Here is a 13,010-nt window from a genome sequence, read left to right as displayed (position 1 = left end):
GCGGTTGAACGCGCTCCACTGCGCCTGCGACCAATGACAGACCGGCCCGCGGATGGCGGGCCAATGCCCATCAGGCGTTCGGTGCGATCATGAAGCTTGCCCTTGTCCTTCCGCTCGCCCTGGCTGCATTCATCGGCACTGCCCGGGCCGAGGACGGCGACGATATTCGCGAGGCCAGCAAGGCCGAGGCAGTGACGTTCAATACGCGCATGTATGCGGGCGCCCCCGGCAACAAGGCCTATGCCTGCTTCGTCCGCCGCTACGATGCCGACCATCTGGCGCGGCACCCGAAGCAGAAGGTCGCTTCGATGAAGCTGCTGGTCTCGGCGGAAGTCGACAAGGAGGACAAGGAGCTCCACAACTCCTTCCGCCTCGGCTTCAGGTACCGTCATCGCAGCGGCGATTTCGATTCCAGCGGCTCGTGCAACCACGCCGTGTTCACCAAAAGCGGCAACGAGGTGCGGCTCGGCTGCGGCGTCGATTGCGAGGGCGGCGGCATCGGCGTTGCGCTCTCCAAGGACGACAAGTCGGCGATCGTCCGGCTCGAACGGGTGCGCGTCTGGCAGAACAACAAGCCCGACGACGATGCCGAGCATTCGCTGACGGCCGGCGCCGACGACAAGATCTTCCGCCTCGACCGCACCGACAACAGCGAATGCGCTTCGCTGGTGACCGATCGCAAGGAACTCGCGGCGCTACGCCACAAGTGATATGCCTTCGGCAAATTTGGCCTCGTCGAAGGAAATCGCCATGAACCGCCGGAACATCTTGTGGAGCGCCATCTCGGCACTGGGTGCAGCGCTCGGCGCCTCCAGCGCGAAAGCCGCAACGGAGGCGGGCATCGGCGCCAAGCTGAAGGTGGTCTACCACCTCAGCGATGCCGAGAAGGTCAATTTCGTGCTCGGCAACATCCAGAACCACATCGACGGCGTCGGCGGCCCCGAGCATGTGACGATCGCGCTGGTGATCCACGGCCCGGCGCTGAAGGCGTTTCACTCGGCGCAGGCCAATCCCGATGTCAGCAAGCGCGTCGGCGATTTCTCCAAGGACGGCGTCGAGCTCGCCGCCTGCGGCAACACGATGAAAGCGCAGAACGTCACGCTCAACGAGCTGCTGCCGGGTTTCGTCAACGCCGAGAAGGGCGGCGTGGTCCGGCTGGCCGAGCTGCAATCGCAGGGGTATTTGTATCTCCGGCCGTAGGCCGGGCACGGCGCCGCCACTCCCCGTCATTGCGAGCGCAGCGACTTGTCCGCCGAAGCCTTAGCGAAGGCGGAAGCAATCCAGAGTTTCTCCGCGGAGGCAGACTGGATTGCTTCGTCGCAAGGGCTCCTCGCAATGACGTGGAGAGGGCTGCGCCAGCCATCGCCATATCTCCCGTCCCACTTGACTAACCTATAACTCTACGGTTATGCATAAACCCATAACTTCCTAGTTATGGATCCCGCATGCCCTCCACCCCCGACCTCCTGTTCAGGACGCTCGCCGACCCGACCCGGCGGGCGATCTTCGAACGGCTGTGCCGCGAGGGGGAGCAGACGGTCGGGGCGCTGACGGCGCGATCCGGCGTGTCCCAGCCGGCGGTGTCGAAACATCTCGGCGCGTTGAAGCAGGCGGGCCTGGTGCGCGACCGCCATGAAGGACGGCAGACCCATTACAGCGCGCAGCCCGGTGCGCTCAATCCGCTGATCGACTGGACCGGCCAGATGGCCGGGTTCTGGCAGAAAAGGCTCGACGCTCTCGACGATCTCCTGAAGAGGATGGACCAATGAACGAACCCGCCGAGACGCGCTCCGTCGTCATCGAGCGCGAATTTGCTTATCCCGCCGAGCGGCTCTGGCGCGCGCTGACGCAGCCGCATCTGATCGAGGAATGGCTGATGAAGAACGACTTCAAGCCGGTCGTCGGCCATCGCTTCAACCTGCGCGGCGAGTGGGGCGGCGTGCTGGATTGCGAGGTGCTCACCATCGAGCCGCAGAAGTCGCTGGCCTACACCTGGAATTTCTCGCATGAGAACGCGGCCTTCGATCTGAAGAGCATCGTCACCTTCACGCTGACGCCGACCAGCGCGGGCACGCATCTGCGCGTCGAGCAGGCGGGCTTCCGCCCGACGCAGAAACAGGCGTTCGGCGGCGCGCATGCCGGCTGGAAGCAGTTCCTGGCCAAGCTGGACGATTTGCTGGCCCGGGCGAGCTAGCTCCGCCGGCGTCCATTTCGATCAATCCAACAGGAGGTCCCCAATGAGCACGCAGATGTGGATTCGGCAAATTCACCGCTGGCTGTCGATGGCTTTCACGCTCGCCGTCATCGCCAACATCGTGGCGATGACGATGCAGGTCCAGGCCGTGTGGATCGGCTTCCTGGCACTGGTGCCGCTGATTCCGCTGCTCGCGACCGGGCTGTATCTGTTCGCGCTGCCTTATCGCGGCCGCAGCAACGCGTGAACGAGGCCATGATGAAGAAGCCCGTGGCGGCGAAGACGAGCAGCGCGAAGGAAGCAGGCAACGCTTCGCCATCGAAGCTGATCGACGGCCGGATCAAGGAGCTCGGCGACTGGCGCGGCGCGATGCTCGCGCGAATCCGCGGCCTGATCAGGGAAGCCGATCCTGACGTCGTCGAGGCGTGGAAATGGCGCGGCGTCCCCGTCTGGGAGCACGATGGCATCATCTGCACCGGCGAGACTTACAAGGAGGTGGTGAAGCTGACCTTCGCCAAGGGCGCGGCGCTGGCCGATCCCGCAGGTCTCTTCAATTCCAGCCTCGACGGCAATGTGCGCCGCGCGATCGACATCCGCGAGGGCGACAAGGTCAACGAGAAGGCGTTGCAGGCGCTGATCCGCGCGGCGGTGGAGCTGAATGCGAGCAAGGCGAAGAAGCCGGGAAAGCGATTAGCCTAGGCGCGATGCCCAACGTCTTCTCTTGAGCCGCCGCGGGCTCCACCTCTCCCGCTTGCGGGAGAGGTCGGCGCGTTCCGGGCGATGCGAAGCATCGTCCGCGCGCCGGGAGAGGGCTCTCTCCTCTGGGGAGCCCCACTGCGGAGACACCCTCTCCCAGCCCTCCCCCGCAAGCGAGGGAGGGAGCGCACCGTCTTCGGCGCGCGAACTTCACTTCAAAAGAGGAGACAGCCTCACGCCACCGCGGCGGGGATCGGGCGCGGGCTGACGACGTATTCGCGCAAGACCTTGTCGTTGGCGTCGACCTCGATCAGCGCGACGTCGTAGGTCCAGAGGTCGGCCAGGTGCTGCAGCACGCGCTTGGCGTCGGTCTCGTTGAGCTGCGAGCCCTTGATGACGTGGTGATGCAGGATCAGGCGGCGGTCGCCGGAGAGATCGACGTCGACCACCTCGATATTGGCGTCGATGAAGCCGACATCGTGCTGCCGTGCCAGCTCGCGGCGGACGCGGCGGAAGCCGCGCTCGTCGTGGATGGCATCGACGCGGATACCGGCACGCTCCTCGGGATCATCGTGCAGGTGGAACATGCGGAAGTGCCGCATCAATTTGGGGCTCAGGAACTGGCCGATGAAGCTTTCGTCGCGGTAATTGGCCCAGACGTCGCGCAACACGCCCATGACGTCGTTCTTGCCGGCGATGTCGGGGAACCACTCGCGGTCCTCGTCTTCCGGATTGGTGACGATGCGCTCGATGTCCTGCATCACCGCAAAGCCGAGCGCGTAAGGGTTGAAGCCGGAGAAGCGCGGGTCGTCGAACTCGGGCTGGAACACCACGTTGGTGTGCGACCCCAGGAATTCCAGGAAGTTGCCGTCGCTGATGCGACCCTGCTCGTGCAGCTTGGTCATGATGCGATAGTGGACGTAGGTCGCCGTCCCCTCGTTCATGACCTTGGTCTGGCTCTGCGGATAGAAATATTGCGCGATGTGGCGGACGATGCGGAGCAGCTCGCGCTGCCAGGGCGCCAGCCGCGGCGCGCTCTTCTCCAGGAAATAGAGCAAATTCTCTTGCGGCAGGCCGAGCAGCTTGCGGCGGCGCTCGATGCTGAGCGTGGACCGGCTCTTGGCGGCGCCCTTCGGCACCGTGCGCCAGAGATCGTTGAAGACCTCCTCCTCGTGCTGGCGGCGGCGCCCTGCCCGCTTTTCTTCGGCGCGCAGGTCGAGCTTCTTCTTGCCGGGATAGCGGTCGATGCCGTGCGACATCAGCGCGTGCGCGGCATCGAGCGTGCGCTCGACCTCGATGCGGCCGTAGCGATCCTCGCACTGCATGACGTAGTTCTTGGCGAAGTCGAGATAGTCCAGGATGCCGTCGGCATCGGTCCACTGCTTGAACAGATAATTGTTCTTGAAGAAATGGTTGTGGCCGAAGGCGGCGTGCGCGATCACCAGTGTCTGCATCGTCGCCGTGTTCTCCTCCATCAGATAGGAGATGCAGGGCGAGGAGTTGATGACGATCTCATAGGCGAGCCCCATCAGGCCCTTGCGGTAGGAGGCCTCATGGAAGGCGAAGTGCTTGCCGAACGACCAGTGCTTGTAGAACAAGGGCATGCCGACCGACGAATAGGCGTCCAGCATCTGCTCGGCGGTGATGACCTCGATCTGGTTCGGATAGACGTCGAGGCCGAGATCCTTCAACGCCACCTCCTCGCAGGCATCGGTGATGCGCTGCAAGGTGCGGAAATCCCAATCGGCGCCTTCGAACAAACGTTCCGTCATGGAGCGGCCTTCTCCTGGGCAGTGTCGCGGCGCTGGAACAGATCGTGGAATACCGGAAAGATCTCGCTGCGCTCCGAGACCTTGCGCATCGAGAGCGGGGCGCCGCTGTTGCGCAGGCGCTCATAGAGGCTCCAGAGCGAGGAGTCGGAGAGATCGAAGGCGCTGCCGCCGGCCTCGCCGACCTCGAGATAGGCGAAGAACTGGCAGACCGGCAGGATCTTCTCGGTCAAGAGGAGCCCCGTGAGTTCGCCGTCGGAATAGGAATTGTCGCCGTCGGAAGCCTGCGCGGCGTAGATGTTCCAGTCCGACGGGTTGAAGCGCTCGCGCACGATCTCGTGCATCGCCTGCAGCGCGCTGGAGACCAGCGTGCCGCCCGAGGCCGGACCGTAGAAGAAGGTCTGCTCGTCGACCTCCTCGGCACGGTCGGTGTGGCGGATGAAGACGATCTCGACGTGCTTGTAGCGCCGCTTCAGGAACACGTAGAGCAGCATATAGAAGCGTTTCGCCAGATCCTTCATGTGCTCGGACATCGAGCCGGAGACGTCCATCAGGCAGAACATCACGGCCTGCGCGACGGGCTTGGGCACCGTCTCGAAGCGCCGGTAGCGGATGTCGAGCGGATCGATGAAGGGAATGCGCTTCGACTTTGCCTTCAGCGCATCGAGCCGGGCCACGAGAGCCGCGCGCTCGTCCTCGTCCGTGCAGGCCGCGATCGCGGCTTCCAGCTCTTCGATCTCGTCCTTGCGCGGACGCTTCAGCGCGATGCGGCGGGCGAGCGCGAGCTTCACCGTCCGGCTCACCGAGATGTTGGCGGGCGAGCCGGTCATGGTGTAGCCGGCGCGCTGGATGCCTTCGCTCTCGGTCTGCGCGATCTTGCGCTTGGCGAGATCCGGCAGCTCGAGGTCGTCGAGGAACAGATCGACGAACTCGTCGCGGCTCAGCACGAAGCGGAAGGCGTCCTCGCTGTCGCCTTCGCCGGGGCCGGAGTCCTTGGCGCTGCCCTGGCCGGAGCGCTGCAGATAGTCGCCTTCGATGAACTTCTTGTTGCCGGGCAGGACCATGTCGCGCGTCCCGCCTTCACGGCGGAAACGCGGCTCGTGCATGCCGTCGAGCGGGATCGTGACCTCACCACCCTCCAGGACGTCCTTGATGTCGCGTTCCTGCGAGGTCTTCTTGACGGCGCCCTGCACCAGGGACTTGGCCCGACGCAAGAACCGCTGGCGGTTCTCAAGACTCTTGCCGCCTGGATTCAGGCGCCTGTCAATAATGTGAATGGGCACTTTACCATTCGCCTCCCATCCGCCTCAACCGGCCTGCTTCACGCGCATGTACCATTCGACGAGCCGGCGAACCTGACGTTCGGTATAGCCGCGCTCCACCATGCGTGCGACGAACTCGCCGTGCTTCTTCTCCGTCTCGCCGTCCTTCTTCGACCCGAAGGAGATGACCGGAAGCAGGTCCTCGACCTGGGAGAATATCCGCTTTTCGATCACATCGCGAATCTTCTCGTAGGAGGTCCAGGTCGGATTCTTGCCGCCGTTCTGAGCCCGCGACCGTAACGAGAATTTGACGACCTCGTTGCGGAAGTCCTTGGGGTTGGCGATGCCCGCCGGCTTCTCGATTTTCGTCAGCTCCTGGTTCAAAAGCTCGCGATCGAGCAGCTGGCCGGTGTCGGGATCCTTGAAGTCCTGGTCCTCGATCCAGGCGTCGGCATAGTCGACGTAGCGATCGAACAGGTTCTGCCCGTAATCCGAGTAGGATTCGAGATAGGCCTTCTGGATCTCGTTGCCGATGAACTCGGCATAACGCGGCGCCAGATCCGCCTTGATGAATTCGAGATAACGCTTCTCGGTCTCCTCAGGCAGCTGCTCGCGGCGGATCGCCTGCTCCAGCGCGTACATCAGATGCACGGCGTCGGCGGCCACCTCCTGCGGATCGTGGTTGAAGGTGGCGGCCAGGATCTTGAAGGCGAAACGGGTCGAGACGCCGTCCATGCCCTCGTCGACGCCGGCGGCGTCGCGATATTCCTGGACGCTGCGCGCCTTCGGATCGGATTCCTTCAGGCTCTCGCCGTCGTAGACCCGCATCTTGCCGAACAGGGTGGAGTTCTCATGCTTGCGCAGGCGCGACATCACCGAGAACCGCGCCAGCGTCTCCAGCGTCGACGGCGCGCAAGGAGCCGCGGCGAGCTCGGAGCCCTGGATCAGCTTCTCGTAGATCTTCTGCTCCTCGGTGACCCTGAGGCAGTAGGGCACCTTGATGACGCAGATGCGGTCGATGAAGGCTTCGTTGTTCTTGTTGGCCTTGAAGCTCGCCCACTCGGCTTCGTTCGAGTGCGCCAGGATGATGCCGGTAAACGGGATCGCGCCGATGTTCTCGGTGCCGATATAATTGCCTTCCTGGGTTGCGGTCAGCAACGGGTGCAGCATCTTGATCGGCGCCTTGAACATCTCGACGAACTCGAGCACGCCTTGGTTGGCGCGGTTGAGGCCGCCGGAATAGCTGTAGGCGTCGGGATCGTTCTGCGCGTAGGTCTCGAGCTTGCGGATGTCGACCTTGCCGACCAGCGAGGAGATGTCCTGGTTGTTCTCGTCACCGGGCTCGGTCTTGGCGATCGCGATCTGGCGCAGCCGCGACGGCTGGATCTTGGCGACCCGGAACTGCGAAATGTCGCCGCCGAACGCTTCGAGCCGCTTGTAGCACCACGGGCTCATCAGGCCGGTGAGGCGACGGCGCGGAATGCCGTACTTCTCCTCCAGCATTGGACCGAGCTGATCGGGATCGAACAGGCTGAGCGGGCTCTCGAACACCGGCGAGAGCTCGTCGCCGGCCTTGAGCACGTAGATCGGCTGCACTTCCATCAGCGACTTGAGTCGCTCGGCGAGCGAGGACTTGCCGCCGCCGACCGGGCCGAGCAGGTAGAGGATCTGCTTGCGCTCTTCGAGACCTTGCGCCGCGTGGCGGAAGAAACCGACGATACGCTCGATGGTTTCTTCCATGCCGTAGAAGCCGGCGAAGGCTGGATAGGTGCGGATGGTGCGGTTCAAAAAAATACGGCCAAGGCGTGGGTCCTTGGCCGTGTCAATCGTCTGGGGCTCACCGATCGCCGCTAGGAGTCGTTCGGCCGCGTTCGCGTATTTCATGGGATCGCTTCGACACGATTCCAGATATTCCGCCATCGACATGTCGTGCTGGCTTCTCGCCTCGAACGACCGAGCGAAAGCGTTGAATAGAGAATCGTTGTACATGATCCCTCTCCGCGTGAGTTCCGCTACAAGCTGAAACGAAAGCAGTTACCGGAGCGTTCCTCAGGCCGTTTCGACTCAGCGTGAGCACATGACGATCATTGAACATCCGGGTGCCAACTCGACGCAACGCACAACGTAGGCACTTCTCTAGTTACGAACAGCCACACGCCTGTAATTTGTGCGAATCTCTGTCCATTCTGGCTCATTTCCAGAAAATGTCACTCGGTCGCCACATCCGGGCGTTCCCGGATATGACCTCATCCGGCGATGCAGCATAGCGGTCCGGGAGCGGCGATCTTATGACGCTTGTACGGCGAAGCCTTGCGGCCGCCGTTCATCTTCCTGCTGCAATGCGGTGCGCGCGCTGATGCCAGCGTGGAAGTCGCGACAAGCGCGCAGCAATGTATCAAAATCGGTCGCCAGGCCCTCCGAGCGGATGACGATGCGGCCATCCTGCGCGCGACGGGCCAGGGTCGGGATGGCGGACAGCTGGCGCTGCAGCGCCGGCGAGGGCGTGAGCACGATCGCCTTGTGGCCGCGACTTTCTTCAGCCGAAATCTCCGCGATCGATTCCCAGAGGAGAAATTCATTGCCGATACGGAGATCGCGGATGCCGTAGGGGGTGACGACCACCACCGCTCCTCGTTCGGCGGGAAGCATCCAGATCAGCCAGGACGTGACCAGGCCAAACACGACGACGCCGGCATAACCGACCATCGTATCGTAGCCGCCGGGCCCGTCCCACCAGTCGAAGGCAAGGCTCGCACTGAGCAGGGTCATGGCAAAGCCCGCCGCGACCAGCAGCCGCAGCTGCGTCACGCAGCGGTTGATTTCGAGATCGCGCGATGCGTCGATGCTGACCGACGCAACCGCCGGCTGGCTGTCGGCGACGGCCAGACCCTTCTTCTTATTGGCGTACATGCTCTTCCCCCAGCATGGCCATTCGCGGCCGAGCCACGATGCGACGGCGGATCGAAATCCGCCGGTGGCACTCTACGCAACCACTGGCCGACGAGGCGCGACGGCTGACATTACGCAAGGAGACCTCGGCCCTGTCCTCTGGCCAACGACTTTTACGCAACATAGCCCTGCCCGCCTGGATCGCCATGATCGCGACGGAGTTACACTGGAGGGTATGACTCCCATACCCTTGATTGGTTCCCTCCCGGGTGCATGTAAGCTAGAGGATAGCGCGTCAGGACCGGCGCGAAAACCCCTCGCCCGCAGGCTTGGAGATAAATAAGCATCATGAATCCCGTCAAAGAACTGGAAAAGCACGGACAAGCGGTCTGGCTCGACTTCCTGGCCCGCGGCTTCATCGCCAAGGGCGACCTGAAGCGGCTGATCGACACCGACGGCGTCAAAGGCGTCACCTCCAATCCATCGATCTTCGAGAAGGCGATCGGCAGCTCGGACGAATACGACGCCCCGATCGGCAAGGCGCTGAAGCGCGGCGACCGCAATGTGGCCGATTTGTTCGAGGCCGTCGCGGTCGAGGACATCCAGAACGCCGCCGACGTGCTGCGCCCGGTCTATGACCGCCTCAAGGGCGGCGACGGTTACGTCAGCCTGGAGGTGTCGCCCTATCTCGCCATGGACACATCAGGCACGATCGCGGAGGCGCGGCGGCTCTGGAAGGACGTTAGTCGCAAGAACCTGATGGTGAAGGTGCCGGCGACACCGGAGGGGCTGCCGGCGATCGAGCAGCTGATCAGCGAGGGCATCAGCATCAACATCACGCTGCTGTTCTCCAAGGCCGTCTATCTCGAGGTGGCGGAGGCCTACATCGCCGGTCTCGAGACCTACGTCGCCGGCGGCGGCGATCCCTCGCACGTGGCTAGCGTCGCCAGCTTCTTCGTCAGCCGGATCGATTCGGTGGTCGACAAGCAGCTGGACGAGAAGATCGCCCGCGCCAACGATCCGTCGGAGAAGGAGCGGCTCGCCGCGCTCAAGGGCAAGGTCGCGATCGCCAACGCCAAGCTCGCCTACCAGGACTACAAGCGCCTGTTCTCAGGTCCCCGCTGGGAGAAGCTCGCCGCCAAGGGCGCCAAGCCGCAGCGCATGCTGTGGGCCTCGACCGGCACCAAGAACAAGGACTACAGCGACGTCCTCTACGTCGAGGAGTTGATCGGTCCCGACACCATCAACACCGTGCCGCCGGCAACGCTGGATGCGTTCCGCGACCACGGCAAGCCGCGCGACAGCCTGGAGGAGAATGTCGAGGACGCGAAGCGCGTGCTGGAGGAGCTGGAGCGCTCCGGCATCTCGCTCGATGCGATCACCGAGGAGCTGGTCAAGGACGGCGTCAAGCTGTTTGCGGATGCCGCCGACAAGCTCTACGGCGCCGTCGCCCACAAGCGCGCGGCCGTGCTCGGGCCCGCACTCGACCGCCAGCAGCTTTCGCTGGGCGACGGGCTCGGCAAGGCGCTGGCCAAGACCACCGAGGAGTGGCGGGCATCGGCCAGGATCCGCAGGCTGTGGCAGCGCGACAAATCGGTCTGGACCGGTGCGGACGAGGACAAATGGCTGGGCTGGCTCGACAGCCCGCACCAGGCCGACATTGCCGATTACGAGGACTATGCCGGTCGCGTGAAGGGCCAGCAATTCTCCGACGCCGTCGTGCTCGGCATGGGCGGATCCAGCCTCGGCCCCGAGGTGCTGGCCGAGACCTTCGGCAAGAAGCCCGGCTTCCCCAAGCTGCACGTGCTCGATTCCACCGACCCGGCGCAGGTCCGGGCGATGGAGGCGAAGATCGACATCGCCAACACCGTCTTCATCGTTTCCAGCAAGTCCGGCGGCACCACCGAGCCGAACGCGATGAAGGACTATTTCCATGAGCAGGTTGCCAAGGCGGTGGGGGCGAAGGTGAAGACCGGCCATCGCTTCATCGCGGTGACCGATCCCGGCTCGTCGCTGGAGAAGGCGGCGAAGCAGCTGAACTATGCCCGCGTCTTCCATGGCGAGCCCTCGATCGGCGGACGCTATTCGGTGCTCTCGCCGTTCGGGCTGGTGCCGGCGGCAACCGCGGGCATCGACGTCAAGACCTTCGTCAAGCATGCGCTGGCGATGGCCCGCTCCTGTGGCCCGGACGTGCCGCCGTCCGAAAATCCGGGCGTGCAGCTCGGCCTTGCCATGGGTCTCGCGGGACTCGAAGGCCGCGACAAGGTGACGATCCTGGCGTCGAAGAAGATCGCCGATTTCGGCGCCTGGGCCGAGCAGCTGATCGCGGAATCGACCGGCAAGGAGGGCAAGGGCCTGATCCCGATCGAGGGCGAGCCGCTGGGCGATCCCTCCGTCTACGGCAATGACCGCTTCTTCATCGACATCCGTGTCGAAGGCGAAGCGGACGCCGCACACGATTCCCAGCTTGCCGCGATCGAGGCGGAGGGTCATCCCGTGGTGCGCATCGTCATGAAGTCGATCGAGCATCTCGGCCAGGAATTCTTCCGCTTCGAGATGGCAACCGCCGTGGCCGGCAGCATTCTCGGCATCAACCCGTTCGACCAGCCCGACGTGGAAGCGGCCAAGATCAAGACCCGCGAGCTCACGGCCGCATTCGAGAAGACCGGCAAGCTGCCGGCCGAAGAGCCGGTGGTCAGCACCAAGGACGCCGATCTCTACACCGACGAGGCCAATGCCAACGCGCTGCGCGCCGCCGGCGCCAATGGCGATCTCAGCTCCTGGCTGAAGGCGCATCTGTCGCGATCCAGCGACGGAGACTACGTCGCCCTGCTCGGCTACATCGCGCGCGACAAGGCCACGATCGACGCGCTCCAGGCGATGCGGCTCGAGGTGCGCGAGAAGCGGCACGTCGCGACCTGCGCCGAGTTCGGCCCGCGCTTCCTGCACTCGACGGGACAGGCTTACAAGGGCGGGCCCGACAGCGGCGTGTTCCTCCAGATCACCGCGGACGATGCCAAGGACCTGCCTGTGCCGGGCCAGAAGGCGAGCTTCGGCGTGATCAAGGCGGCGCAGGCGCGCGGCGATTTCGACGTGCTGACGGAGCGCGGCCGGCGCGCGTTGCGCGTGCACCTGAAGGGCGGGCTCAAGAAAGGCCTCGCCGCGCTCGATGCGGCGCTCAACGACGCGCTGAACTAAGGAATGATGCAGATGCAACTCGGCATGATCGGCCTCGGCCGAATGGGCGGCAACATCGTTCGCCGCCTGATGCGCCACGGGCATTCGACGGTGGTCTACGACAAGGATGCGAAGGCCGTCGCCGGCCTTGCCGCAGACGGCGCGGTCGGCTCGGCGACGCTGGAAGAGTTCGTCGCCAAGCTGGAGCGGCCGCGCACGGCCTGGGTGATGCTGCCGGCTGGACGCATCACCGAGACCACGATCGAGACGATCGCCGGCGTGATGCAGGAAGGCGACGTCATCATCGACGGCGGCAACACCTTTTGGCAGGACGACGTCCGCCGCGGCAAGGCGCTGAAGGCGCGCGGCATCCATTATGTCGATGTCGGCACCTCGGGCGGCGTCTGGGGGCTCGACCGCGGTTACTGCATGATGATCGGCGGCGAGAAGCAGGTGGTCGACCGGCTCGATCCGATCTTCGCGGCGCTCGCGCCGGGCGCCGGCGACATTCCGCGCACGCCGGGGCGCGAGGGCCGCGATCCCCGCATCGAGCAGGGCTACATTCACGCCGGCCCCGTCGGCGCCGGGCACTTCGTCAAGATGATCCACAACGGCATCGAATACGGCCTGATGCAGGCCTATGCTGAAGGTTTCGACATCCTCAAGAACGCCAATATCGAGGCCCTGCCGGCGGATCACCGCTACGATTTCGATCTCGCCGACATCGCCGAAGTGTGGCGGCGCGGCAGCGTGATTCCATCCTGGCTGCTCGACCTCACCTCGACTGCGCTCGCCGACAGTCCGCAGCTTGCCGAATATTCCGGCTTCGTGGAGGATTCCGGCGAAGGACGCTGGACCGTGAATGCCGCGATCGACGAGGCCGTGCCGGCCGAGGTCCTGACCGCGGCGCTCTACACACGTTTCCGGTCCCGCAAGGAACACACCTTCGCCGAAAAAATTCTCTCCGCGATGCGTGCAGGGTTCGGCGGGCACAAGGAGCCGGGCGCGGCGAAGCCAAAGTAA

12 protein-coding genes are annotated in these 13,010 nt (G+C 64.3%); 8 read left to right on the top strand and 4 right to left on the bottom strand.

The window, feature by feature from the left end; translation table 11 throughout:
• Nucleotides 1–89 precede the first annotated feature (89 nt).
• The 6 genes from AB7M16_RS28845 to AB7M16_RS28820 all read left to right on the top strand — a co-directional run bounded on the left by AB7M16_RS28845 (nucleotide 90) and on the right by AB7M16_RS28820 (nucleotide 2,893).
• The gene (locus AB7M16_RS28845; RefSeq protein ID WP_453945826.1) at nucleotides 90–710 is read left to right on the top strand and encodes a hypothetical protein; all 621 of its coding nucleotides are present in this window, start codon (nucleotides 90–92) and stop codon (nucleotides 708–710) included.
• A gap of 40 nt (nucleotides 711–750) precedes the next feature.
• On the top strand, nucleotides 751–1,200 hold the full coding sequence (locus AB7M16_RS28840) for a DsrE family protein (RefSeq protein ID WP_453945824.1): 450 nt from the start codon (nucleotides 751–753) through the stop codon (nucleotides 1,198–1,200).
• A gap of 245 nt (nucleotides 1,201–1,445) precedes the next feature.
• Nucleotides 1,446–1,769: an ArsR/SmtB family transcription factor gene (locus tag AB7M16_RS28835; RefSeq protein WP_172786872.1), complete on the top strand. Its 324-nt coding sequence runs from the start codon at nucleotides 1,446–1,448 to the stop codon at nucleotides 1,767–1,769.
• Nucleotides 1,766–2,194 (top strand): SRPBCC family protein, encoded by a 429-nt coding sequence (locus tag AB7M16_RS28830; protein ID WP_453945821.1) that lies wholly within the window; start codon nucleotides 1,766–1,768, stop codon nucleotides 2,192–2,194. The genes AB7M16_RS28835 and AB7M16_RS28830 overlap by 4 nt, the downstream gene beginning before the upstream one ends.
• Before the next feature lie 43 nt (nucleotides 2,195–2,237).
• On the top strand, nucleotides 2,238–2,441 hold the full coding sequence (locus AB7M16_RS28825) for a hypothetical protein (protein WP_025034403.1): 204 nt from the start codon (nucleotides 2,238–2,240) through the stop codon (nucleotides 2,439–2,441).
• A gap of 11 nt (nucleotides 2,442–2,452) precedes the next feature.
• A complete protein-coding gene (locus AB7M16_RS28820; protein ID WP_260382518.1) occupies nucleotides 2,453–2,893 on the top strand; it encodes a DUF1801 domain-containing protein in 441 nt (146 codons plus the stop codon).
• Between the two features lie 230 nt (nucleotides 2,894–3,123).
• On the opposite strand, the gene AB7M16_RS28815 is transcribed toward AB7M16_RS28820, so the two are convergent.
• The 4 genes from AB7M16_RS28815 to AB7M16_RS28800 form a co-directional block, all read right to left on the bottom strand.
• Nucleotides 3,124–4,662 carry a SpoVR family protein gene (locus tag AB7M16_RS28815; protein ID WP_271499673.1) on the bottom strand — a complete coding sequence of 513 codons (1,539 nt, stop codon included), beginning with the start codon at nucleotides 4,660–4,662 and terminating at the stop codon, nucleotides 3,124–3,126.
• Nucleotides 4,659–5,936 (bottom strand): YeaH/YhbH family protein, encoded by a 1,278-nt coding sequence (locus AB7M16_RS28810; RefSeq protein ID WP_212254901.1) that lies wholly within the window; start codon nucleotides 5,934–5,936, stop codon nucleotides 4,659–4,661. Before AB7M16_RS28810 ends, AB7M16_RS28815 begins: the two co-directional genes overlap by 4 nt.
• Before the next feature lie 30 nt (nucleotides 5,937–5,966).
• Nucleotides 5,967–7,910, bottom strand: coding sequence for a PrkA family serine protein kinase (locus tag AB7M16_RS28805; RefSeq protein WP_172786875.1), 1,944 nt, complete (start codon nucleotides 7,908–7,910; stop codon nucleotides 5,967–5,969).
• A 297-nt stretch (nucleotides 7,911–8,207) separates the two neighbouring features.
• Nucleotides 8,208–8,831 (bottom strand): STM3941 family protein, encoded by a 624-nt coding sequence (locus tag AB7M16_RS28800; RefSeq protein WP_172786876.1) that lies wholly within the window; start codon nucleotides 8,829–8,831, stop codon nucleotides 8,208–8,210.
• Nucleotides 8,832–9,158: 327 nt separating this feature from the next.
• On the opposite strand from AB7M16_RS28800, the gene AB7M16_RS28795 reads away from it, so the two are divergent.
• Both AB7M16_RS28795 and gnd read left to right on the top strand, forming a co-directional pair.
• Entirely contained in the window at nucleotides 9,159–12,008 is a 2,850-nt protein-coding gene (locus tag AB7M16_RS28795; RefSeq protein ID WP_453945818.1) for a bifunctional transaldolase/phosoglucose isomerase, read from the top strand.
• A 12-nt stretch (nucleotides 12,009–12,020) separates the two neighbouring features.
• Nucleotides 12,021–13,010: a phosphogluconate dehydrogenase (NAD(+)-dependent, decarboxylating) gene (gene gnd / locus AB7M16_RS28790; RefSeq protein ID WP_453947279.1), complete on the top strand. Its 990-nt coding sequence runs from the start codon at nucleotides 12,021–12,023 to the stop codon at nucleotides 13,008–13,010.

It is taken from the genome of Bradyrhizobium sp. USDA 372, assembly GCF_053629095.1.
Note: the sequence above shows the minus strand (reverse complement) of the source record. Positions and strands in the feature narration are given on the sequence as shown.